This window comes from Streptomyces sp. NBC_00102 (assembly GCF_026343115.1).
Lineage (GTDB): Bacteria > Actinomycetota > Actinomycetes > Streptomycetales > Streptomycetaceae > Streptomyces.
The window spans coordinates 1,632,236-1,654,523 of record NZ_JAPEMC010000001.1 but is presented as its reverse complement, the minus strand read 5'-3'; the positions used below and the strand labels follow the sequence as shown (position 1 = coordinate 1,654,523).

The window sequence follows — 22,288 nt, the reverse complement described above, 5'->3', positions numbered from 1 at the left end:
CGCGACACCCCGTGGTCCTGCCGCGTGTCCCGGCCGCGAGCTGTCGGGCCGAGCGCTGTCGCACCGCGCGCTGTCGTACGTACCGCTGACGCGTGACCGCGTGACCGCGTGACGCCCGCCCTGCCCCTACCGGATGCGTACGGGCCGCCGGGCCGCTCCCGCCTCCCCTCGTTCCCACCGCTGCCGATCGGGGTCCGCCATGTCCGAGAGCTCCCTCCTGCTGCACTGGTTCCTGCCCACCGGCGGCGACGGCCGCGATCCCGGCGGGGTCACCGCCGTACAGGGCCGGACCAGTTCCGCCACCCGCCGCCGCGCCGACATCGGGTACCTCGCGCAGGTCGCCCGCGCCGCCGAGACCGCCGGGTTCCACTCGCTCCTCACCCCGGTCGGGCTGGGGTGCGTCGACCCGTGGATCCTCAGCGCCGCCCTCACCCAGCACACCGATCGGATCGGCTTCCTCGTCGCTTTCCGCGCCGGGTTCACCAGCCCGACCCTCCTCGCCCAACAGGCCGACGCCTTCCGCCGGTTCGCCGGTGGCAGGCTCTCCCTCAACGTGGTCACCGGCGGCGACCCCGCCGAACAGCTCGCCTACGGGGACGCGTTGCCGCACGACCAGCGGTACGCGCGCACCGACGAGGTGATGTCGGTGCTGCGCGACCTGCTCGACTGCAAGGAGGTCGACCACGACGGCGAGCACCTGCGGATCGAGGGCGCCAAGCTCACCGACCCGGCCGTCCAGTACCGGGTTCCCCTGTACTTCGGCGGGGCGTCACCCGCCGCCGAGGCGGTCGCCGCCCGCCGGGCCGACGTCCAGCTGCTGTGGGGCGAGCCGCCCGCCGCCATCGCCGGGCGCATCGCGCGGCTGCGCGCGGCGGCCCCCGCCCTGCGGTACGGAATCCGGCTGCACGTCATCAGCCGGGACACCTCCGCCGAGGCGTGGGCCGAGGCCGACCGGATCCTCGCGGGCATCGACCCGGAAGCGGTACGGGTCAGCCAGGAGCGGTTCGCGCGGATGGACTCCGTGGGCCAGGCCCGGATGACCGCCCTGCACGGCGGCAGCGCCGACGCCGCGAAGCTGGAGATCTCCCCGAACCTCTGGGCCGGCATCGGCCTGGTGCGCGAGGGCGCCGGTACCGCACTGGTCGGCTCGCACGACGAGGTGGCCGCCCGGCTCGACGAGTACCGGCGGCTCGGCGTCGACGAGTTCGTCCTCTCCGGCTACCCCCACCTGGAGGAGGCCTTCCGGGTCGGCGAGGAGGTCGCCCCCCGCCTCCGCGCCCTCGCGGAGGCCGTCTGAGCCGCCGGACACCACCTACGAGGTCTCCGGCGCCTCACCCACGATCCCCCGGGCGATCCCCAGCGCCACCAGGTCCTGGGGTCGCAGACCGAGCTGGTCGGCCGTCTCGTCGGCGCGGGACGGGGGGCGCTTGAGGATCGCCGCCGCCAACTCCGGTGCGATGACCGAGAAGTAGCTGTCCGCCGTCACATAGGTGCGACCGGGGGCGGCCAGCGCGAGCGCGCCGCCCGAACCGCCCTCGCCGATCACCAGCGTGGTCACCGGCACCCGGGCCTCGGCGACCGCCGCGAAGGCCCCGGCGATCGCCGCCCCCGCCCCGGCCCGCTCGGCCGCCGCGTCGTTGGCGGCGCCCGGGGTGTCGATCAGGGTGAGTACGGGGATGGAGAGCCGGTCCGCGAGCCGCAGGACCCTGGCCGCGGTCCGGTAGCCGGCCGGTCGGGTCGGGGTGCCGCACTGCGCGACGTACGCCACCGGCCGGTCCCCGTGCAGCCCGAACCCGCAGAGCGTCCCGGGGTCCGTGCCGCCCGTCCGATCGCCGTGCAACGGCAGCCGGTACGCGAAGTACGCGTCCAAGTACGCCTCGGCGCGCGGCCGTTGCGGGGCGCGGGCCAGCGCCACGGCCTCCCGGCCGGTCGCCGGGAGCCGGGTCCGGGAGAGCGCCTCGGGCACCGGTGCGGGCAGCACCCCGGACGCCCGCCCCCCGGACTCCGTACCGCCCCTCAGTACCGCCAGCCACCGGCCCAGCACCCCCGCCAACCCGGCCTCGTCCACCACCGCGTCGACCTGCCCCGCCGCCCACTGCCCCTCGGCCGTGTACGCGTACGGATCGGCGTCCGGCGGGCGCACCCGCGAACCGGCGAACCCGACCTGCGCGCCCGGCAGCGCCAGCACCACGTCGGCCCCCGCGCCCACCGTGGCCCAGCCGCCGCCGGTCGTCGGGTCCCGCAGGACCGCGAGCTGCGGCAGCCCGGCCGCCCGCAGCTCCGCCGAGGCGCGGGCCACCCGCTGGAGCTGGGTGAGCGCGACCATGCCCTCCTGCATCCGGCTGCCGCCGGTGGCGACCAACGAGACCAGCGGCAGCCGCAGTTCCCGGGCGAGGGTGTAGGCGGCCGTCAGCCGGTCCCCGGTGCGCTGCCCCAACGAGCCGCCCAGGAAGCCGAATTCGAAGGCGAGCAGCACGCAGGGCTGCCCGCCTACCGAGGCCGTGCCGTGCACCACCGACTCCGTCTCGCCGGTCCGCTCCCCGGCCCGGGCCCGCGCCTCGCCGTAACCGCTCCAGCCGAGCGGCCCGTCCGGCGTCCGGGTGGAGCCGGGGTGGTGCTCCTCGCCCGGAGCGGGCCGTTCCTCGAAGGAGTCCGCGACGGTGGCGATCGCCCCGCGCGCGCTCCGGCGCGCCGGCCGCTCAGCCACCGTGGCCCCGCCCCTCGGCCGCCGCGGGGGCCGCCAGGGCCCGTTTCATGATCTTGCCCAGGTCGTTGCGCGGCAGGGCGTCGAGGAGGCGGACGACGCGGGGGCGTTTGTGCGGGGAGAGGAGCTTCGCCACGTGGTCCGCCAACTCCGCTTCTCCGGGGGGTGCTTGCGGGTCGGCCGGCACCACCCAGGCGACGATCCGCTCGCCGAGGTCCGCGTCCGGCTCACCGGTGACGGCGGCCTCGGCCACCCCGGGGTGGTCGAGCAGGGCGTTCTCGATCTCGCCCGCCCCGATCTTGTAACCGCCGCTCTTGATCAGGTCGGTGGCCTTACGGCCGACGATCCGCACGTACCCGTCCGGGTCCACCGTGGCCATGTCGCCGGTACGGAACCAGCCGTCCCCGGTGAACGCGGCCGCCGTGGCGTCCGGCCGGTTGAGGTACCCGCTGAAGAGGTTCGGGCCGCGCACCTGGATCTCGCCGATCGCGTCGGGCCCGTCCGCCGGGGAGCCGTCCTCCTCCACGAGGCGGAGCTCCACCCCGGTGAGCGGCGGGCCGACCGTGCCGGGCCGGGGGAGACCGTCCGCCCGGACACCGGTGTTCATCAGGGTCTCCGTCATGCCGTACCGCTCGATCACCCGGCGCCCGGTCGCGGAGTGGAGGCGCTCGTGGTCGTGGACCGGCAGTGCGGCCGAACCGGAGACCAGCAGCCGTGCCCCCGCCAGCGCCCCGGACAGCGCGGCCGCGGCCTCCCCGCCTGCGGCGAGCACCTCGGCGAGGCGGTGGTACATGGTGGGGACCCCGAACAACATGGTCCCTCCGTCGGCCAGTTCGCGGGCCACGCCCTCCGCGGAGAACCTCCCCAGGTGGCGTACCGAACCGCCCCGGCGCAGCGGCCCCAGCACGCCGAGGACCAGCCCGTGCACGTGGAACAACGGCAGCGCGTGCACGAGAACGTCCTCGCCTGTCCATCCCCAGGCGTCCTCCAGCGCGTCCAGCGAGGCGGCCACCGCCCGGCGGGGGAGGATCGCGCCCTTGGGCGGTCCGGTGGTCCCGGAGGTGTAGACGATCAGCGCGGCGCTCTCCGGACCGGGCTCGTCGGGGACGGGCGCGGGCCCGGGACCGACCGGTACGTCCGCGTCCACCAGCACGTCGATCCGGGGGAGCGCGGCGAGCACCTCCGGCAGTACGTCCTCCGGCCCGGCGAGCACGGCGGCGGGGGCGCTGTCGCCGACGATGTGCGCGAGTTCGCGCGCGCCCGTCTTCGGGTTGAGGGGTACGGCCGGCACGCCCGCGAGGAGCGCGGCGACCACGGCGACGGCCGTCTGCGCCGACGGGGTCGCCCAGACGGCGACCCGCCCGCCCGCCCCGGCGATCCGAGGCCGCAGCGCCCCGGCGAGAGCCGCCAGGCGGGCGTACGAGAGGGAGAGATCACCGAACCGGACGGCCTCCCGGCCTTCCGTGCCGACGGGGGGATTCAGGAGCGCGGGAAGAAGTGGCGTCACGCCCGGCAGCTTAAGGGCCACACGTACCCGCCCGGACGGCGAACGCCGGCAACCCCGCCGAGACCCGCTCAGCCCGGGTCCCGCCGGATGTTCCGCATCCGCCCGTACGCGTACACGCAGCCCGCCAGCGCGAGATCGGAGAGCAGCATGAAGCCGATCGAGTACGAGCCCTTGGCACTGTAGATCGCGCCCATCACCAGCGGCGGCACGAACCCGCCGAGGCCGCCCATCGCGCCGACGATGCCGGTCACGCTGCCCACCTTCGGCTGCGGGGTCACCTGGGAGACCAGCGCGAAGACGCTGCCGCTCGCGGTGCCGAGCCCGGCCGCCATGGCGAGCAGCGCGATGGTGCCGACCGGGTTCAGCGCCGGGTCGAAGGCCTGGACGATCGCCATCAGCGCGGCCAGCAGCAGCGCCGCCGCGGTGACCAGCGCCGGGTGCAGGTGGTCCGACAGATAGCCGCCGACCGGCCGGAAGACGACGGTGACCAGCGCGAATCCGGCGGCCTTGGTGCCCGCGTCGGTGGGGGACATCTCGTACCAGGTCTTGAGGTACGTCGGCAGATAGACGCCGAACGCCACGATGCCGCCGAAGCCGATCGCGTAGAGCGCCGACAGCTCCCAGGTCACCCGCAGCTTGCCCGCCTCGGTGAGCCGGTGGACCAGGGTGTCGGCCGGTACCGGCCGGTCGGGGCGGTCGGTGATCAGGAAGGCGGCGAGCAGGGCGTACACCACCAGCGCGCCCGCGACGACCAGGAACGGCAGGTTGTCGCTGTGCTTGGCGATGCGCGGGGTGAAGTACCCGGAGAGCGCCACACCTCCCATGCCCATGCCGAAGACACCCAGCGCGAGCCCCCGGTCGGAGGGCGGGAACCACGAGTTGACCAGCGGGATGCCGATGGCGAACGTGGTGCCGCCCAGCCCCAGCAGGAATCCCACCGCGAGCATCGCCCCGTACGAGTCCTTCGCCGGGATCAGCAGCAGGACCGGCACGATGGTCAGCGCCGACACCGCGGGAAACATCAGCTTGGCCCCGTACTTGTCGGTCAGCGCGCCCACCGGGATGCGGCCGAGCGAGCCGACGATGACCGGCACGGCGACCAGGAAGGACTGCTGGAACGAGCTGAGCCCGAGCCGGTCCTTGAACTCGCCGGACAACGGGGAGACCAGGTTCCACGCCCAGAAGGTCAGCGCGAAGCCGATCGTCGCCACGATCAGGTTGCGGTACGCGGCGGCGGAAGGCTTCGCCGGCGTCGGGGCGGCGGGCTGCTCGGGGGCTGCTGTTTCCACGGCCCCAGTCAAGACCGCCCGCCCTCGGCGGGCCCGCCGGACTGCTCCGAGCGGGGGACCGCCCCGGCGCGTCGTCCGCGTCCCGCACGCTCACGCCCGGTGCGCGGCCGTATGCGCACCGTCCCCTCCAGAGTCGGTTTTGTCCGAATGCTGCGACAATCGCGGTATGGACCGGCTGGACAGAGAAATACTCGCCATCCTCCAGGAGGACGCCCGGATCTCCTACCGGGACCTGGGCGTACGCGTCGGGCTCAGCGCCAACGCCGCGGGCGACCGGGTGCGCCGGATGCGCCGCGACGGGGTCATCCGCGGCTTCACGGTGATCGTGGACCCCGCCGCCGACACCCGCTCCGGACTCGTCGTCTTCATCGACGTCTCGCTGCGCCTGGACACCACCAACGAGGAATTCGAACGCTCCGTGCTGACCCTGCCGGGCATCACCGAGGTGGTCCACCTGACCGGTGGCCACGACTACCTCGTGCGGGCCACCGCCGCCGACCCCGGCGCCCTCGACAGCCTGCTGCGACGCCTCAAGCGGGACGCGGGCGTCGCCCACTCCATCACCCGGATCGCCCTGCGGGCCGCCCCTGCCCACTGACCCGGCCGCACCGGCGGGAGCTCAGATCGGCGCCTGCCAGGTGACCGGCGGCGGACGCTCCCCGTGCTCGTCCTGCCCGTCGTCCGCGACCAGCAGCCGCACCGCGCGCCGCCCGTCCGGCAGCCGTACCGTCGCGTCCACCTCGACCTCGATCGCCGACACCCCCGTCCGGCGGTGCGCGGCGGCCAGCGCACTCCGCAGGGTCGCCAGCAGCTTCCCGGCCGCCGGTTCCACCACCAGCGCGTCCACCGGGCCCGCGAACTGCACCGACGGCTGGAAACCGAGCAGCGCCGAAGCGCCCGCCGTCTCCCGCAGCACCCGCCCCCGGAACGTCGTCGGGGCGTCGGCGGGCGGCTGCTGGAGGGCGAAGATGGTGGTCCGTACCTCCTGGATCGTCGAATCCAGCTCGTCCACGGCCCGCACCAGCAGGCCGTCCGCCTCCACGGCGTCGCCCCGGTCCCCGGTCCACTCCGGGGACTTCGTCGCCGCCACCGCCCGGCGGCGGGCCGACTCCAGCGTCATCTCCGTCGCGAAGAGCCGCTGGACCACCAGATCGTGCAGGTCCCGGGCGATCCGGTCGCGGTCCTCGTAGACCGCGAGCTGCTCCCGGTCGTGCTGGGCGTCGGCCATCACCAGGGCCAGCGCCGCCTGCGAGGCGAACTGGGTCGCCAGCTGCCGGTCCGCCGCGGTGTAGGGCCGGCCGCCCCGCAGCCGGGGCAGGGCGAGGGTGCCGATCAGCCGGCCGCCGCTCTCCAGCGGCAGCATCATGCTGGGCCCGAACCGGTGGCGCACCGAGGTCGTCATCAGCGGGTCGGTCGCCGCGTCCTCCATGAACACCGGCTCCCCGCCCAGCAGATGGACGAGTACGGGGGAGCCGGGCGCGATCGTGGCACCCAGGATCCCCTCCGGGTCCTCCATCGTCGACACGGTGACGATCTCCATGCCGCCGTCCTCGCGGGACTGGAGGATCACCCCGGCCGCCGCCTCGGCGAGCACCCTCGCCCCCTCCGCGACGGTCTGGAGCGCCTCGGCCCGGCTCGTCCCGGTGAGCAGTGCCGTGGTGACGGCCGCCGACCCCTGGAGCCAGCGCTCCCGCTGGAGGGCCGATTCGTAGAGCCGCGCGTTGCTGATCGCGATGCCCGCCTGGGAGCCCAGGACCCGCAGCAGCGCGTCGTCCGCGTCGGTGAACGGCCGTCCGCCGCTCTTCTCGGTGAGATAGAGGTTGCCGAACACCTCGGTGTCGACCCGGACGGGAGTGCCGAGGAAGGTGTGCATCACCGGATGCCCGGGCGGCACCCCGACCGAACGCGGATCATGGGTCAGATCGTCGGAGCGCAGCGGCCGGTGGTCGTGGATCAGCGCGCCGAGCACCCCCTTGCGCCCGTCCGGCAGCGGACCGATGCGCCGGCGTTCCTCGTCGCCGAGGCCCGCGGTGTACAGCTCGGTGATCCGGTTGGTCTCGGGGTCCAGCACCCCGAGGGCGGCGTAACGGGCGTCGGTCAGCAGGGACGCGGTGTCCACGATCTGCTGGAGCGTGGTGCCGAGACCGAGATCGGTGCCGACGCTCAGCACCGCCTCCAGCAGTTCCGGCAGCCGCGGCGCGTAACCGTGCGGTGCGCCCTCCGGCCGGTCGTCGTCCGGCTCGCCGGGACCGTCCGCCGCGGCCGCTCCGTGGGTCTCCTGCGGCCCGTCCGCACCGGTGCCGCGCTCCCGCGCCATCCGCCTCGCCCCAGCCGCGCGGGGCGGTCAGCCGACGAGCGGGTTGAGGACCATGGGGGCGATCGTGCCGTCCAGCATCGCGCCGAGGCCGAGGATCGAGCAGGCCTCGGGCCGCTCCGCGATGGTCACCGGCATCCCGGTGGCCGTCCGCAGCAACTGGTCGAAGCCCGGCAGCAGCGCGCTGCCGCCGACCATCATGATGCCCCGGTCGGCGAGGTCGGCGACCAGATCGGGCGGGCAGTCCCGCAGCACCCTGCCGAGGCCGTCCACCACCGCGGTGAGCGGGGTGTGGATCGCCTGCCGCACGGCGGCCGTGTCCACCTGCACCGAACGTGCCAGCCCCGTCGCCACGTCACGGCCGTGGATCTCGGTCACTGCGGGCCCCTGCGAGGTCAGCCCGTTGCCGCTGAGGGCCAGCTGGAGGGGGCGCACGGACTGGCTCGGCAGCATCAGCTGGTGGTGCTGGCGCAGGTGCTGGATCACCGCGTTGTCGATGGTGTTGCCGCCGATGGGGATGCGCACGGCGGTGACGATCGAGCCCAGCGAGAGCACCGCGATCTGGGTGGTGGCCGCACCGCACACCATGATCATGGTCGCGGTCGGCTGCTCGACGGGGAGTCCGCAGCCGACGGCCGCCGCGATCAGGGTGTCCACCAGCTCGACCCGGCGGGCGCCGAGTCCGACCAGGGTCTCCACCGTCGCGCGCTGGGCCAGCGGGTCGCTGTCGTGCGGGGTGCAGGCGGCGGCCCGCAGCCGGGGCTTGCGGCGCAGCTGACGGCGGAGCTTCTCGCCGATGAGGTGGCGCAGCATCCGCTGGGCCATCTCGATGTCCACGACGGTGCCGCCGGAGACGGGCCGGGCCACCCGGATGTACGCGGGGGTGCGGCCGGTCATCTGCTCGGCGAGCGCGCCCACCGCGATGAGCGATCCGGTACGGGTGTTGACGGCCACGACGCTCGGTTCGTCCACGACGAGCCCGAGCCCCTTCACGTACACGCGGGTGCTCGCGGCCCCCAGGTCGACGGCGATGTGGCAACGGCGCAACTGCTCAAGGCTGACGGTCACGGCGGTTCTCCCGAGAGCGCTGGAGGTGTCCCGGCGGCGGCCGGCTCTCCTTCGCATCGTGGGCGGGGCGGGGAGCGGGCGCGCGCTGAGGTACGCCGGAAGTGGCCCGCCGCACCGGCCCGACAGGGCCGTCCGTCAGCCGGGCAGCAGGCGCTGGAAGAGGCCCCAGGTGAACTCGGCGACGTACGGGGAGCCGGTCGCCGGGTCCGTGAAGGCGAGCGCCCAGCGGGTCGGCGCGCTGCCCTCCATCGGGCGGACCGGCGCGAAGGCCCGCGCCACCTCGTCCACCGTGCAGGACCAGGGGGTGAGGTCGGCCGCGCTCCGCAGCTCGGGGCCCGGGGTCCCGGGCGCGCGGACCAGCCAGGCGTTCCACACGGCGCCGCCGGGCGCCGCCATCACCTCGAACCGCAGATCGGGCCAGAGCGGCAGAGGCCAGGTCAGCGCGGAGCACTCCAGATCGCCGACCTTCCGCCGGACGGACCGCTCGGGCTCGCCGAGCACGGAGCGGTACCGGCGGAGCACTCCCCGCCCGCCCGGCCCGCGCACCATGGCCTGCCAGCGGCGGTTCGCCTCGCGCGCCTCGGCGAGGGTGGCGCTCAGCTCGTGCCGGGCGTCCTCGGCCAGCTCCGGCTGGTGGTCGGCCATCCGGCGGAGCAGGACGAGCTGGAACTGGAGCGGCCCGAAGGGAGCGGCGGCGGTCATACCGTCCATCCTGCCCGGCCGTTCAGCTCTCCGGACCTCCGGCGGCCCCGGCCACCAGGTCCTCCAGGGCCGTGCGGTCGCCGTCGGGCCCGGCGCCGATCATCCGGCGCAGCAGGTCGCGCAGCACCGTGCGCTCCGCCTCCGTCAGACCGGCCAGCGGCTCACGGGCGAAGTCCAGCGCCTCGCGCAGCCGCACCGCGGTGGTGCGCCCCCTCTCGGTCGGGGCGGCGAGCTTCACCCGCCGGTCGTGCGGGTCAGGGCGGCGCTCGACCAGGTCCCGTGCCTCCAGCCGGTCCACGATGCCGGTCACGTTCGACGGTTCGCACTTCAGCTTCTGCGCGACACGGCGCATGGGCATCGGTTCCAGGGACAGCAGACCCAGTACCCGGGCCTGGGCGCCGGTGAGCGAGAAGGATGCGGCGGCCCGGTCGTACTCCTCGTGGTAGCGCGCCACGACGGTGCCGATCAGCTCGACGACTTCGAGGGTCAGAGGATCCGTGCGCGGGGTGGTCATGACACTCAGGATACCCAGTTGCTTGACAAGATGAAATATTCAGGAGCATGGTTGTTTCATGTGGTGAAGCTTTATGTGGTGAAGCTTTTCCGTGCCGTGCGCCCCGTCGTGCGCGGACCCCGCACCCGTACCCCCACACCGAGGAGAACCCGAGCCCATGTCTGCAGCACTTCCCGCGTCCAGCCGCGAATGGCACCTCGTCGCCCGCCCGCACGGCTGGCCGAAGCCCGAGGACTTCGCGCTGCGTGAGGCGCCGGTGTCGGCTCCCGCCGAGGGCCACGTCCTCGTCCGCAACCTCTACTTCTCGGTCGACCCCTACATGCGCGGGCGGATGAACGACGTGAAGTCGTACACCCCGCCCTTCCAGCTCGACAAGCCGATGGAGGGCGGCGCGGTCGGCGAGGTCGTCGCCTCGAACGCCGAGGGCATCGCCGTCGGCGACCACGTCCTGCACGGCCTCGGCTGGCGCGAGTACGCCGACGTCCCCGCGAACCGCGTGGCGAAGGTGGACCCGGACGTCGCCCCGCTCTCCGCCTACCTCGGTGTGCTCGGCATGACCGGTCTCACCGCCTACGCCGGCCTCTTCGAGGTCGCCTCCTTCAAGGAGGGCGACGCGGTCTTCGTCTCCGGCGCCGCCGGAGCCGTGGGCAGCCAGGTCGGCCAGATGGCCAGGCTCAAGGGCGCATCCCGCGTCATCGGTTCGGCCGGCTCCGACGAGAAGGTCAAGCTCCTCGTCGAGGAGTACGGCTTCGACGCGGCCTTCAACTACAAGAACGGCCCGGTCCGCGACCAGCTCCGCGAGGCCGCCCCGGACGGCATCGACGTCTACTTCGACAACGTCGGCGGCGAGCACCTGGAAGCCGCGCTCTCCTCGTTCAACGTGCACGGCCGCGCCGCCATCTGCGGCATGATCGCCCAGTACAACAGCACCGAGCCGACCCCGGCCCCGCGCAACCTCGCACTGGTCATCGGCAAGCGGCTGCGCCTGGAGGGTCTGCTCGTCGGCGACCACACCGCGCTGCGGCCGAAGTTCGTCGAGGAGGCCGCCGGCTGGCTGGCCTCGGGCGAGCTCAAGTACCGCGAGACCACCGTCGAGGGCATCGAGAACGGCTTCCACGCCTTCGACGGCCTGATGCGCGGCGAGAACACCGGCAAGATGATCGTCTCGCTCGTCTGAACGGCAGGACCGTTCGTCCGGCCGCAGGACCGCCCGCGCCGACCGCAGGACCGTCCGTCACGGACACCGTCCGTACTCGCAGGAGGAATCCCCGTATGAGCATCCCGAACATATCCGTCGCCTACACCGCCGTCGCCACCGCCGAGAACGGCCGTGACGGCCGGGTGTACTCCGACGACGGCAACCTCGACGTCGTCGTCAACCCGCCGAAGGCGATGGGCGGCAGCGGCAACGGCACCAACCCCGAGCAGCTCTTCGCGGCCGGCTACAGCGCCTGCTTCCAGAGCGCCCTCGGCGTCGTCGCCCGGCAGAAGAAGATCAGCATCGCCGGGTCGACCGTGACCGCGTCGGTCGGCATCGGCCAGGCGGACACCGGCGGCTTCGGCCTGGAGGTGGCGCTCACCGTCTCCATTCCGGACGTCGACACCGACACGGCGCGCGAGCTCGTGGAGCAGGCCCACCAGGTCTGCCCGTACTCCAACGCCACCCGCGGCAACATCAAGGTCGACCTCGTCGTCGCCTGATCCCGCCGCACCACGCACGGCAGGGCCGCACCCCCGTACCGCGGGGGTGCGGCCCTGCCTGCTGCGGTGACGGCGTCAGTTGGCGAAGTACAGGTACTTCCAGGCGCCGTACGTCGTCGAGTTGACGTTGTCGCCCGACGCCCCGTCGACGTAGGTCGCGCGGATCCGGGCACGGATGCCGACCTCGCCGGGTGCGGGGATCCATACGTCGGCGCGGCCCGCGGAGTCGAGTTCGAAGAACTCCGCGTCGGCGGCGTACCAGCGGCCCCCGTAGTAGACCTCCAGGTCCAGGCGCTCACTGCGGCCCGGATAGGCGGACATGACCGTGGTGATCACCGGATCGGTGTTCTTGTGGAACCAGTAGTACGGCGTGGAGCCGATGTTGCCGGTCCGGAAGTAGCCGGAGACGGCCGTGGACACCCGGGCCCGGGTCCACACGGTGGACTGCACCGACTTCGGGGCGTAGACGCCGTCGCCCTTGAAGACCGCCGTCACCGTGGTGTCACGGGTCAGGTCGACCGTCGTGGAGATGTTGCCGGCGGAGTTGACCACCGCCGTCTTCACCAGCTTGTTCGGCTTGTCCGTGCCGAACGGGTTCACCCAGATCTCGACCGTGCGGTTCTTGTACGTCGAGCCGAGGTGGGCGGTGAAGGTAACGTCGGCACCGAGGTCGTAGACACCGCCGTTCTTGTTCAGCGTCAGCGGCGCCGCCGAGCGCGAGACCGTGACGTTGTCCGAGGCGCTGACGGACGCGTGCCCGGCGTCACCGGCGTAGGACACCGCGTAGGTGACCGTGCCGCCGAGGGTGGGCGTGTCGGTGAACGAGTAGGTACCGTCCGCCTTGACCGTCACGGTGGGCAGGATGCGCCCGGTGAGGCCCGCGTCGGAACGGGTGACCTTGAGCTTCGACCCGGCCGGCAGAGCAACCGACGCCGACAGGCGGCCCGTCACCGTGAGCTTCTTGGCGCGGGTGGCCGTGGACGGGGCGTTGACCGTCAGCGTCGGGACGTTCTTCGTCGGGTCCGTGAGGGCCCTCAGCAGGTAGCCGTTGCTGGTCTTGAGCAGCGCGAACGCGCGTGAGGAGTCCGGCGCCCAGGTCAGGTTCGCCCCGCCGAGGACGCCGGTGGGGTAGGTACGCAGCGGTGTGACGGCATTGGGCCGGTAGACGGCGATGTTCGTGCCGACGAGCTGGGCCACCAGGCCGTTCGGTGCGATGTCGGCGCGCTGGCCGCCCGGGTAGGAGCCCGCCGGGCTGAAGGCGCCGCCGCCGTAGGCGATGCGGTCGGTGCCGTTCACCAGGACCTGGCCACCCGGCACCAGGTCGATTTCACGGAGATCGGGGACCATGGAGCCGCCCCCGGCGTGCCAGGCGGTGAGGAGAGGGGTGGCGCCGGACACGTCGACGACGGCCATCGAGCTCGGGGTGCTGCCCGTCTCGCCGATGGCCAGCACGCCCGGGGTGCCCGGGTCCGCGTCGAGAAGTCCTCCGCCCCAGATGCCGATGGTGGCGGCGGACTTGGGGAACAGGCCCAAGGTCACCGCCGTTCCGGTCGCCGGGTCGACGGCCGGGTCCACCGAACCCAGATCGCCGTCCCACTGGTCGCCGTAGGTGAACCAGAGCTTGCCGCCGGTGAAGGCGACGGACCGGGGCCCGCTGCTGGTCGCGACCGGGTGGCGGGCCAGCACGTCGAGGGTGGCCGCGTCCAGCGCCACGATCTCGTGCGTGGACGGGAGTGCGGCCCAGAGGGTCAGGCCATCGTCGGAGACGGCGAGATCACCGATGCCGGAGAGGCCGCCGACGGAGTCGACGAGGGTACCGGCGTAGTCGGTCGCGACGATCTTGCCGGAGGAGGAGTCACCCGCGTAGACCCGCTGGAGCGGACCGTCGGCCACCAGGCCGACGGGGTTGGTGACATAGGCGGAAGCGGCCGACGCTGCGCCGGCCGACACGACGGTCAGAGCCGCCGAGCTGAAGAGGACCGCGAGCGTCGTCGCGGTCGAAATGCTGCGCGTTCGCACAGGTATGAAGCCCCCACGAGGAAACCCGGCACAGGGCCGGGGAGTTGGGATGGCCGCGCGGCACCCGGATGCGACCACGGTGAGTGGAGAGGCGGCCGGGGCGCGGCTTTCGGTGTGCAGCGTATGGCACTCCCGTGGAAACTCTGTGTGATTTTCTGATCTTCAATAGTGGTTAACCGGGAGGCCATGAAGGTTCCATCTCCCGCTCGGAAAGCCCTTCCCGCAGGGGCCGTGGCGCACCGCACGGGACCGCCGCCACCCGGTGGTCCGGATCGCTCCGGTTACACCGCGCGCGGGCCCCGGAGGACCGGCACGTACCCTGACGCCATGAGTGATCTCGCGGCCGGATTCGGCTACTTGCTGAAGGGGCAGCGCTGGGTCGGCCGGCACGGCCGCTGGTTCGGTTTCGGTCTGCTTCCCGGACTGATCACCCTCGTCGTGTACGCGGGCGCACTCGTCGGACTCGCCTACGGCGCCGACGACTTGGTGGACTGGTCCACCCCGTTCGCCGACGACTGGTCCTCGCCCTGGCTCGGCCTGCTCCGCAACACGCTGACCGTGCTGCTCTTCGTCTTCGGCCTGTTCCTGGCGGTCATCACGTTCACCGCCGTCACGCTCCTGGTCGGCCAGCCGTTCTACGAGTCGCTCTCCGAGGAGGTCGACCGCAGCGAAGGCGGCGCGGTCCACGAGTCGGGGCTGCCGCTCTGGCGCGAACTCTGGGTCTCCGCCCGGGACTCCGTCCGCATCCTCGTGCGGGTCGCCCTCTACGGCGTCGTCCTCTTCGCCCTCGGTTTCATCCCGGTGGCCGGGCAGACCGTCGTACCCGCCCTGGGCTTCTGTGTCTCCGGCTACTTCCTCGCCGAGGAGCTCACCTCCGTCGCCCTCCAGCGCCGGGGCCGCGATCTGCGTGCCCGCCTGGCGCTGCTGCGCGGCCGGCGGATGCTGGTCCTCGGGTTCGGCGTCCCGCTGACCCTCGCCTTCCTGATCCCGCTCGTCGCCGTGTTCCTGATGCCCGGCGCGGTCGCCGGGGCGACCCTGCTGGTCCGCGACCTCGTCGACGCGCAGGCAGAGGCAGAAGCGGAGAACGCAGGGGCCACACGGCCCGCACCCGTCACCTCGCTCGTGAAGACCGAGGACGAGTAACCGCGCCACGTTGGGGTGCCGTTGCGGCGGTCGACGCCCGGACTTCTCCTGGCGTACGCAGGGTACGAACCTGCCCCGCCCGGTGGACGGTGCGACAGGACCCGCCCCCGGCACGGGTCTCGGGTCTCGGGTCTTGGGTCTTGGGCCCCGGGGTTCGAGCTTCGCTGTCTACTCCGCCTGCCCCATCACTCGTTCGAGGGGCCTGGAGAGGCGTTCGGGCCGACGCTTGAGCTTCGGGATTCGGGGGTCGGGATGCGAGGTCCGGGATTCGAGCGGTGTTGTACATCCGGGAGGTAGGTAAGGGGGTTTGGGGAAACCTCCCCTCCCTCCCACCCCGTCACGGCCAGCAAGTATGACTAATGGTGAACGAGTTGCAACGGAGAGTCGCGTCTGCTTACGGTGCCCCCAACGAAACGACCCCGACGCGGTGTTGGAGCACCAGGCCGGGGTCTCACCAAAGATCGACAACCCTTAGAAAGACCGATCTCATGGCTACCCAGCACTCTAGCTCTGCCCCGCCCGCCCTCGCAGCTTCCCGCCCGTACCGCAAGGCGCATCCGGGTTACGGCAAGCAGTCCGTCTCCGGCCAGGAGCCGCCCCACGCCGCCGACTTCGCCTTCCTGCCGGAACGGGAACGGTATGTCGCCGGATATGTCGACCACCTGCCGGACGGTGCCGCCATGGACATCAAGTCGCTGGCCAAGGACCTGCCCCTGTACGGCCAGATGGCCATCGGCACCGCTCTGCGTGCGCTCGCTCTGGCCGGGCATCTGCGCCGGATGCGCTCCCGGTTGGAGCTGGACGGCGCGAGCCGGTGGGTGACGCTCACCTTCTGGTCGCGGACCGCCCGCGACAACGAGTGGTGGACCGCCCGCCTCGAAGCGGAAGCCGCCGCACAGGAGCAGGTCCCCAGCCCTGAACCGGTCGTGACCTCGCAGCCTGTCGTGCCTCGGCAGCGCACCCCGCAGCGCGCGTCGGACGGGCGGCCGGAGGCTGACGCGGCCGCCGCCGCAACTCCGGGCCCGAACCCGCCGGAGGCTCAGCCGCAGGAACACCAGGAACCGGCTGCGGCTGCCGTTGGCGCCGCCGACGGCGCGTCCGGTCCGTCCCCCGCCTATCTCGCCCTGGCCGAACTGGGCCGCCGGGAGCCCCGCTTGACGCTCTCCGCCGCCGACTGCCAGGTCCTGGAGCCGCTCGCCGCCGCCTGGTTCGCACGGGGCGTCAGCGCCGAGTACCTGACCTCGGCGCTCACCGCCGGGCTGCCCGAGCAGGTCGGGTCACCCGTGGGGCTCGCACGCCGCCGCCTCACCGACAAGATGCCGCCCCGCCTGCCCGCCGCACCGACCCCGCCGCCGGTCCCGGCTCCGGGAGGCCGCCCCGCCACCCCGGTGCGCGGGCTCCTGGTCGAGTGCACCGACTGCGGCCGCCCCGGCCGGGCCGAGGCACTCCCGGACGGCCTCTGCGCCCCCTGCCGTACGGCCCACCAAGCGCCCGGAGCGGCCGACGCGGCGGCCGCCCCGGAGCCTGCCGAACGCGATGTCGCGGCCCTCGTCGCCGGTCTCCGCAACCTGATGCGCAGCCCCTGACGGGCGCTGGGTCCGTGGCCAGGCAGTCGGCGAAGTCCCGGCCGCTCAGGCCCCGACGTACGCCGCCAGGTGCTCGCCCGTGAGGGTGGATCGGGCGGCGACCAGGTCGGCCGGGGTTCCCTCGAAGACGATCCGCCCGCCGTCGTGCCCCGCCCCGGGACCGAGGTCGACGATCCAGTCGGCGTGTGCCATGACCGCCTGGTGGTGCTCGACCACGATCACGGACTTCCCCGAGTCCACCAGTCGGTCGAGCAGACCGAGCAACTGCTCGACGTCGGCGAGGTGCAGACCCGTGGTCGGCTCGTCGAGCAGATAGATCCCGCCCTTCTCGCCCATGTGCGTGGCCAGCTTGAGGCGTTGGCGCTCACCGCCGGAGAGGGTGGTCAACGGCTGCCCCAGGGTGAGGTATCCGAGCCCGACGTCCACCAGCCGGGCGAGAATCCGCTCCGCGGCGGGCGTCGCCGCCTCGCCCTCGGCGAAGAACTCCCGCGCCTCGGACGCCGACATGGCCAGCACCTCGCTGATGTCCCGCCCGCCGAGCCGGTAGGCGAGTACCGCGTCCTGGTAGCGGCGGCCCTCGCACTCCTCGCAGACCGAGGCGACCCCCGCCATCATCGCCAGATCGGTGTAGACGACCCCGATGCCGTTGCAACCGGGGCACGCACCCTCGGAGTTGGCGCTGAAGAGCGCGGGCTTCACGTCGTTGGCCTTCGCGAACGCCTTGCGGACCGGGTCCAGCAGCCCGGTGTACGTCGCCGGGTTGCTCCGCCGCGAACCCCGGATCGGGCTCTGGTCCACCGACACGACGTCCCCGCCCCCCGCCTGCCGGGGGAGCGCCCCGTGCACCAGCGAGCTCTTGCCCGAACCGGCGACCCCGGTGACCACCGTGAGCACCCCGAGGGGCAGGTCCACGTCGACGTCCCGCAGGTTGTGCGTCGAGGCGCCCCGGATCTCCAGCACCCCGGTGGGCTTCCGCACCTGTGTCTTGAGCTCGGCCCGGTCGTCGAAGTGGCGGCCGGTGACCGTGTCGCTCTTGCGCAGGCCCTCCACGGTCCCCTCGAAACAGACCGTGCCTCCTGCCGTACCGGCGCCGGGGCCCAGGTCCACCACATGGTCGGCGATGGAGATCGTCTCCGGCTTGTGCTCCACCACGAGCACCGTGTTGCCCTTGTCCCGCAGCCGCAGCAGCAGGCCGTTCATCCGCTGGATGTCGTGCGGGTGCAGCCCGATGGTCGGCTCGTCGAAGACGTACGTGACATCGGTGAGCGAGGAGCCGAGATGGCGGATCATCTTCACGCGCTGCGCCTCGCCGCCGGAGAGCGTGCCCGCCGGGCGGTCGAGCGAGAGGTAGCCGAGGCCGATCTCCACGAACGAGTCGAGGGTCCGCCCCAAAGCGGTGAGGAGCGGCGCCACCGAGGGCTCGTCCAGACCGGCCACCCACGCGGCGAGGTCGCTGATCTGCATCGCGCAGGCGTCGGCGATGGAGACGCGCGCGATCTTCGAGGACCGCGCCCCCTCGCTGAGCCGGGTGCCCTCGCACTCGGGGCAGGGGGTGAAGGTGACCGCGCGCTCCACGAACGCCCGGACGTGCGGCTGGAGCGACTCCTTGTCCTTGGAGAGGAAGGACTTCTGGATCTTGGGGATCAGCCCCTCGTAGGTGAGGTTGACGCCCTCGACCTTCACCTTGGTGGGCTCCCGGTGCAGGAAGTCCTGCATCTCCTTCTTGGTGAAGTCGCGGATCGGCTTGTCCGGGTCGAGGAAGCCGGACTCGGCGTAGACCCGCACGGTCCAGAAGCTGTCGGACTTCCAGCCGGGGATGGTGAACGCGCCCTCGGCCAGCGACTTGGAGTCGTCGTAGAGCTGGGTGAGGTCGATGTCGGAGACGGTGCCCCGGCCCTCGCAGCGCGGGCACATCCCGCCGGTCCGGTTGAAGGTGGCCTTCACGGCCTTCTTGTTGCCGCGTTCGACGGTGATCGCCCCGCTCGCCCGTACCGAGGGGACGTTGAACGCGTACGCGCTCGGCGGACCGATGTGCGGCTTACCGAGGCGGCTGAAGAGGATGCGCAGCATCGCGTTGGCGTCGGTGGCGGTGCCGACGGTGGAGCGGGGGTCTCCGCCGAGCCGCTGCTGGTCGACGAGGATCGCGGTGGTCAGGCCGTCGAGCACGTCCACCTCGGGCCGTGCCTGCGTGGGCATGAAACCCTGCACGAAGGCGCTGTACGTCTCGTTGATCAGCCGCTGCGACTCGGCGGCGACCGTGCCGAACACCAGGGAGCTCTTGCCCGAGCCGGAGACGCCGGTGAACACTGTCAGCCGGCGCTTGGGGAGTTCGACGCTGATGTCCTTGAGGTTGTTCACCCGCGCGCCGTGCACCCGGATCAGATCGTGGCCGTCCGCCCCGCGCTCCTCGGCCGACCGTCGATCCGTCCCCTGGGCCCTGCTCATACTGTCTCCTCCTGCGGTGCGCGTTCCGGCGTGCGATGGTCTACGGCGCGATGGGCGCGCGCGTCACTTCTTGTTCTGGGTGAAGCGCAGCATGTTGCCCGACGGGTCGCGGAAGGCGCAGTCGCGGACGCCGTAGGGCTGGTCGAGCGGCTCCTGGAGTACCTCGCCGCCGCCCTCGCGGATGCGCTCGAAGGTGGCGTCGACGTCGTCGGTCGAGAAGATGACCCCGCGCAGCAGGCCCTTGGCGAGGAGTTCCGCCACGGCCTGCCGGTCGGCGGGCGAGGCGCCCGGGTCCGCCAGTGGCGGCTCCAGCACGATGTTCACGCCGGGCTGCGAGGGGGAGCCGACGGTCACCCAGCGCATCCCCTCGAAGCCGACGTCGTTGCGGACTTCGAGCCCGAGCACGTCGCGGTAGAAGGGGAGCGCCTTGTCGTGGTCGTCGACGGCGATGAAGCACTGGGAAAGGTTGATGTCCATGCGTTTCACGCTACGGGCGGGGTCATCGTTTCGCTTCTCCATTCCTGACCGGTCTCGTGTTGATCTTCGCGACGCAGGCGGGGACGGCCGCGCCCGCCTCGTGGGAGCGGGCCCGGTAGGCGCTCGGGCTCTCGCCGACCAGCTCGGTGAAGCGCGAGCTGAACGACCCCAGCGAGGTGCAGCCGACCTCGAAGCAGACCTCGGTGACCGACAGGTCGCCCCGCCGCAGCAGCGCCTTCGCCCGCTCGATCCGGCGGGTCATGAGGTAGTTGTACGGGGTCTCCCCGTAGGCCGCCCGGAAGCTGCGGGAGAAGTGGCCCGCCGACATCAGGGCGGTACGCGCCAGCGCGGGGACGTCGAGCGGCTCGGCGTACTCGCGGTCCATCCGGTCGCGGGCCCGGCGCAGTCTGCGGAGGTCTTCCAACGACGTCATCCGGCCACCTTCGCACAGTGCCCGCCGGCCGCGCACGGCTCTTCGGCAGATGCGGAGTACCGGTCATGGGCATGATCGCGCCGATCCCGGGTACGTACCGGGTCCGGGACGGTCCACGCACGGAGGAGCCCCGCAGCGGACCTGACACCGCTGCGGGGCTCCTCCCACGTCCCGCTCGTCTTCCGGGCGGAGCTCAGCGCACGGAGAAGCCGTACTCCGTCGTCGAGACGTACTCCTCGCCCGGCCGCAGCACCGTGCTCGGGAAGTCCGGCCGGTTCGGCGAGTCCGGGAAGTGCTGGGTCTCCAGCGCGATGCCCGCGGACGGCACGAACGGGCCGTCGCCGAGGTGGTCGGCGGTGTACAGCTGGATGCCCGGCTCGGTCGTCCGCACCGTCAGCGCCCGCCCGGAACCCGCGTCGTACAGCTCGGCGGCGACCTCGGCGAGCCCGCCCGGGGTGTCCAGCACGTAGTTGTGGTCGTACGCGGGGCCCACCGGCTTCGGCGTGCGGAAGTCGAACCGGGTGCCGTCCACCGGGGCGAGTTCGCCGGTCGGCAGCGAGGCGTCGTCCACCGGGGTGATCCGCCCGGCCGCGATCCGCAGCTCGTGCCCGAGCGCGCTGCCGGTGCCCGCACCGGCCAGGTTCCAGTACGTGTGGTTGGTGAGGTTCACGACGGTCGGCGCGTCGGTCGTCGCCCGGTAGCCGATCCGCAGCGAGCCGCCCGGCTCCAGCGTGTACGTCACCGAGACCGCGAGCCTCCCCGGGAAGCCCTCCTCGCCGTCCTCGGCGACGAGGCGCAGCTCCACACCGCCGTCCACCTCGCGGGCTTCCCAGACGCGCTTGTCGAAGCCGCGCGCCCCGCCGTGCAGCTGGTTGGGGCCCTCGTTGGCGGTCAGCCGGTGGGTGCGGCCGTCGAGCGTGAAGGAGGCGCCGCCGATGCGGTTCGCGTACCGGCCGCAGACCGCGCCGAAGAACGGCGAGGCATACGTCGTGTACCCGGCGAGGTCCGGCAGCCCGAGGACGATCTCCCCGGCGGTCCCGTCCCGGTCCGGCACCTCGACGGACTGCACGATCGCGCCGTACGTCAGCAGACGCACCCGGCTCCCGTCGCGCTCCAGGGTCCAGCGCTCCACGGACGTGCCGTCCGGGAGGGTGCCGAACGCTTCGCTGCTGATCGTCGTCGTACTCGTACTCATGATCGGACTTTACGCTGGTGGGGCGGCTGCCGTGACATTGCGGTAGGCGATCTCGGCCAGCCGGGCCTGCCCGTCGCGCCCCGGGTGGAACCAGTCCCACGGGCTGAGTTGGGCGCCGGTGAACGGATAGTCGTAGACCGCGTCGCCGTCGTACCGGCAGAGCTCGTCCTTCGCGCACACCTCGCGCAGCACCTGGTTGTACTCCACCACCCGCTCGCGCACGGCCGCCCGCCGGGCGGTGGCGGCGGCGCCCATGTCGTCCGCGTCCGCCAGCATCGCCTTGCAGATCCCGAGCTTCCAGACCTGCTTGCCCAGCGGGTTGCGGCGCCCGGTCGACCAGAGCCGCCACAGGTCCGGCACGCTCGCCACGTACACCTGCGCCTTCGGGGCGGCGGCCCGCAACTGCCGCAGCGACAGGTCGAAGGAGAACCGGAAGTCCGCCACGGGGGTCATGGACGCCACCGAGCCCCGGCAGGCGTCGTTGGCGCCCATCATCACCGTCACCAGCTCCGGACGTTCCCGCGCCGCCTCGGCCATCTGCTCCGGCAACTGGGCGATCCGGGCGCCCGACACGGCGTGGTTCCAGCTGTGCGCCGCCACCTCGGACGGGCCGAGGAGCCGGGCGGCGAGACTGCGCACCGCGCCGTCCGTCCCGGTGGCCCAGGAGACCTCGGGACAGTCGGCCAGCACCGAGCAGGCGTCGAACCCCCGGGTCATCGAATCGCCGACCGCCGCGACCGAGGCGGGGTGGCGGTTCCACACCGGACCGGCGGGCGCGGCGGCCGTCGCGCGACCGGCGCCCTTCGGCGCGTTCTGCGCGCCCCCGTCCGCTCCGCCGGAACACCCCGTCAGCGCGAGTGCGCCGGCGCACGCCCATGCGGCCATTCCGGTGACGGCCGTACGGGAACGACGACCCGACCGTGTGCGTTCCGGCATCCCTCAACCTCCGGTCGTTGCTGGCCTATGCCCCTGGTCATGGCCCCCGGCACAGCCCGTACGCGCAGGCGTGCGCCGGGCGCGCTCCGCCGGGTGAAAGCGGCCGAACAAGGGGCCCCGGACCGACCGTACGTCACACGCCCGGCCCCGGCGCACGGTAGCTTTTTCCGGGAGAACCAGTGAGGCCCGCCCGCCCGCGCCCCGCACGGGAGGTCCGGTAAGTTACCTCACGTCACATACTGTCCGTTTTCTGGA

At 72.7% G+C, this 22,288-nt stretch carries 19 protein-coding genes; 6 read left to right on the top strand and 13 right to left on the bottom strand.

Going from position 1 to position 22,288, the window contains the following annotated elements; all coding sequences use genetic code 11:
• The first annotated feature begins 199 nt into the window (after positions 1 to 199).
• Positions 200 to 1,297 (top strand): LLM class flavin-dependent oxidoreductase, encoded by a 1,098-nt coding sequence (locus OHA55_RS07365; RefSeq protein ID WP_266703943.1) that lies wholly within the window; start codon positions 200 to 202, stop codon positions 1,295 to 1,297.
• Between the two features lie 15 nt (positions 1,298 to 1,312).
• Here OHA55_RS07365 and OHA55_RS07360 read toward each other — a convergent pair whose 3' ends face one another.
• The 3 genes from OHA55_RS07360 to OHA55_RS07350 all read right to left on the bottom strand — a co-directional run bounded on the left by OHA55_RS07360 (position 1,313) and on the right by OHA55_RS07350 (position 5,500).
• The gene (locus OHA55_RS07360; protein ID WP_266703941.1) at positions 1,313 to 2,707 is read right to left on the bottom strand and encodes a carboxyl transferase domain-containing protein; all 1,395 of its coding nucleotides are present in this window, start codon (positions 2,705 to 2,707) and stop codon (positions 1,313 to 1,315) included.
• Complete coding sequence (locus tag OHA55_RS07355; protein ID WP_266703940.1) at positions 2,700 to 4,211, bottom strand: acyl-CoA synthetase; 1,512 nt, start codon at positions 4,209 to 4,211, stop codon at positions 2,700 to 2,702. Before OHA55_RS07355 ends, OHA55_RS07360 begins: the two co-directional genes overlap by 8 nt.
• Positions 4,212 to 4,279: 68 nt before the next feature.
• On the bottom strand, positions 4,280 to 5,500 hold the full coding sequence (locus tag OHA55_RS07350; protein WP_266703938.1) for a NarK/NasA family nitrate transporter: 1,221 nt from the start codon (positions 5,498 to 5,500) through the stop codon (positions 4,280 to 4,282).
• 166 nt (positions 5,501 to 5,666) lie between these two features.
• Here OHA55_RS07350 and OHA55_RS07345 point away from each other — a divergent pair, with 166 nt between their 5' ends.
• Positions 5,667 to 6,098, top strand: a complete 432-nt coding sequence (locus OHA55_RS07345; protein ID WP_266703936.1) for an Lrp/AsnC family transcriptional regulator — start codon at positions 5,667 to 5,669, stop codon at positions 6,096 to 6,098.
• A gap of 21 nt (positions 6,099 to 6,119) precedes the next feature.
• Here OHA55_RS07345 and OHA55_RS07340 read toward each other — a convergent pair whose 3' ends face one another.
• From OHA55_RS07340 to OHA55_RS07325, 4 genes are all read right to left on the bottom strand, one after another.
• The gene (locus OHA55_RS07340) at positions 6,120 to 7,817 is read right to left on the bottom strand and encodes a GAF domain-containing sensor histidine kinase (protein ID WP_266703934.1); all 1,698 of its coding nucleotides are present in this window, start codon (positions 7,815 to 7,817) and stop codon (positions 6,120 to 6,122) included.
• Positions 7,818 to 7,844: 27 nt separating this feature from the next.
• Positions 7,845 to 8,882, bottom strand: a complete 1,038-nt coding sequence (locus tag OHA55_RS07335; RefSeq protein WP_266703932.1) for a rod shape-determining protein — start codon at positions 8,880 to 8,882, stop codon at positions 7,845 to 7,847.
• Between the two features lie 135 nt (positions 8,883 to 9,017).
• Entirely contained in the window at positions 9,018 to 9,584 is a 567-nt protein-coding gene (locus OHA55_RS07330) for a hypothetical protein (RefSeq protein WP_266703931.1), read from the bottom strand.
• 22 nt (positions 9,585 to 9,606) lie between these two features.
• Complete coding sequence (locus OHA55_RS07325; RefSeq protein WP_266703929.1) at positions 9,607 to 10,098, bottom strand: MarR family winged helix-turn-helix transcriptional regulator; 492 nt, start codon at positions 10,096 to 10,098, stop codon at positions 9,607 to 9,609.
• Between the two features lie 157 nt (positions 10,099 to 10,255).
• On the opposite strand from OHA55_RS07325, the gene OHA55_RS07320 reads away from it, so the two are divergent.
• Together OHA55_RS07320 and OHA55_RS07315 are read left to right on the top strand one after the other, a co-directional pair.
• Positions 10,256 to 11,275 (top strand): NADP-dependent oxidoreductase, encoded by a 1,020-nt coding sequence (locus OHA55_RS07320; RefSeq protein WP_266703927.1) that lies wholly within the window; start codon positions 10,256 to 10,258, stop codon positions 11,273 to 11,275.
• Positions 11,276 to 11,370: 95 nt separating this feature from the next.
• Positions 11,371 to 11,799 (top strand): organic hydroperoxide resistance protein, encoded by a 429-nt coding sequence (locus tag OHA55_RS07315; protein ID WP_266703925.1) that lies wholly within the window; start codon positions 11,371 to 11,373, stop codon positions 11,797 to 11,799.
• A 75-nt stretch (positions 11,800 to 11,874) separates the two neighbouring features.
• Here OHA55_RS07315 and OHA55_RS07310 read toward each other — a convergent pair whose 3' ends face one another.
• Positions 11,875 to 13,818 (bottom strand): Ig-like domain repeat protein, encoded by a 1,944-nt coding sequence (locus tag OHA55_RS07310; protein ID WP_266703923.1) that lies wholly within the window; start codon positions 13,816 to 13,818, stop codon positions 11,875 to 11,877.
• Between the two features lie 327 nt (positions 13,819 to 14,145).
• On the opposite strand from OHA55_RS07310, the gene OHA55_RS07305 reads away from it, so the two are divergent.
• Both OHA55_RS07305 and OHA55_RS07300 read left to right on the top strand, forming a co-directional pair.
• Positions 14,146 to 14,961, top strand: a complete 816-nt coding sequence (locus OHA55_RS07305; RefSeq protein ID WP_266703921.1) for an EI24 domain-containing protein — start codon at positions 14,146 to 14,148, stop codon at positions 14,959 to 14,961.
• A gap of 488 nt (positions 14,962 to 15,449) precedes the next feature.
• Complete coding sequence (locus tag OHA55_RS07300; protein WP_266703919.1) at positions 15,450 to 16,547, top strand: MarR family transcriptional regulator; 1,098 nt, start codon at positions 15,450 to 15,452, stop codon at positions 16,545 to 16,547.
• Between the two features lie 45 nt (positions 16,548 to 16,592).
• Here OHA55_RS07300 and OHA55_RS07295 read toward each other — a convergent pair whose 3' ends face one another.
• From OHA55_RS07295 to OHA55_RS07275, 5 genes are all read right to left on the bottom strand, one after another.
• Positions 16,593 to 18,992 carry an excinuclease ABC subunit UvrA gene (locus tag OHA55_RS07295; RefSeq protein ID WP_266703917.1) on the bottom strand — a complete coding sequence of 800 codons (2,400 nt, stop codon included), beginning with the start codon at positions 18,990 to 18,992 and terminating at the stop codon, positions 16,593 to 16,595.
• 63 nt (positions 18,993 to 19,055) lie between these two features.
• Entirely contained in the window at positions 19,056 to 19,469 is a 414-nt protein-coding gene (locus OHA55_RS07290; RefSeq protein WP_266703915.1) for a VOC family protein, read from the bottom strand.
• 22 nt (positions 19,470 to 19,491) lie between these two features.
• Complete coding sequence (locus OHA55_RS07285; protein WP_266703913.1) at positions 19,492 to 19,902, bottom strand: helix-turn-helix transcriptional regulator; 411 nt, start codon at positions 19,900 to 19,902, stop codon at positions 19,492 to 19,494.
• Positions 19,903 to 20,095: 193 nt separating this feature from the next.
• Entirely contained in the window at positions 20,096 to 21,097 is a 1,002-nt protein-coding gene (locus tag OHA55_RS07280) for an aldose epimerase family protein (RefSeq protein ID WP_266703911.1), read from the bottom strand.
• A 9-nt stretch (positions 21,098 to 21,106) separates the two neighbouring features.
• The gene (locus tag OHA55_RS07275; protein ID WP_266703910.1) at positions 21,107 to 22,033 is read right to left on the bottom strand and encodes a GDSL-type esterase/lipase family protein; all 927 of its coding nucleotides are present in this window, start codon (positions 22,031 to 22,033) and stop codon (positions 21,107 to 21,109) included.
• Positions 22,034 to 22,288: the final 255 nt, after the last annotated feature.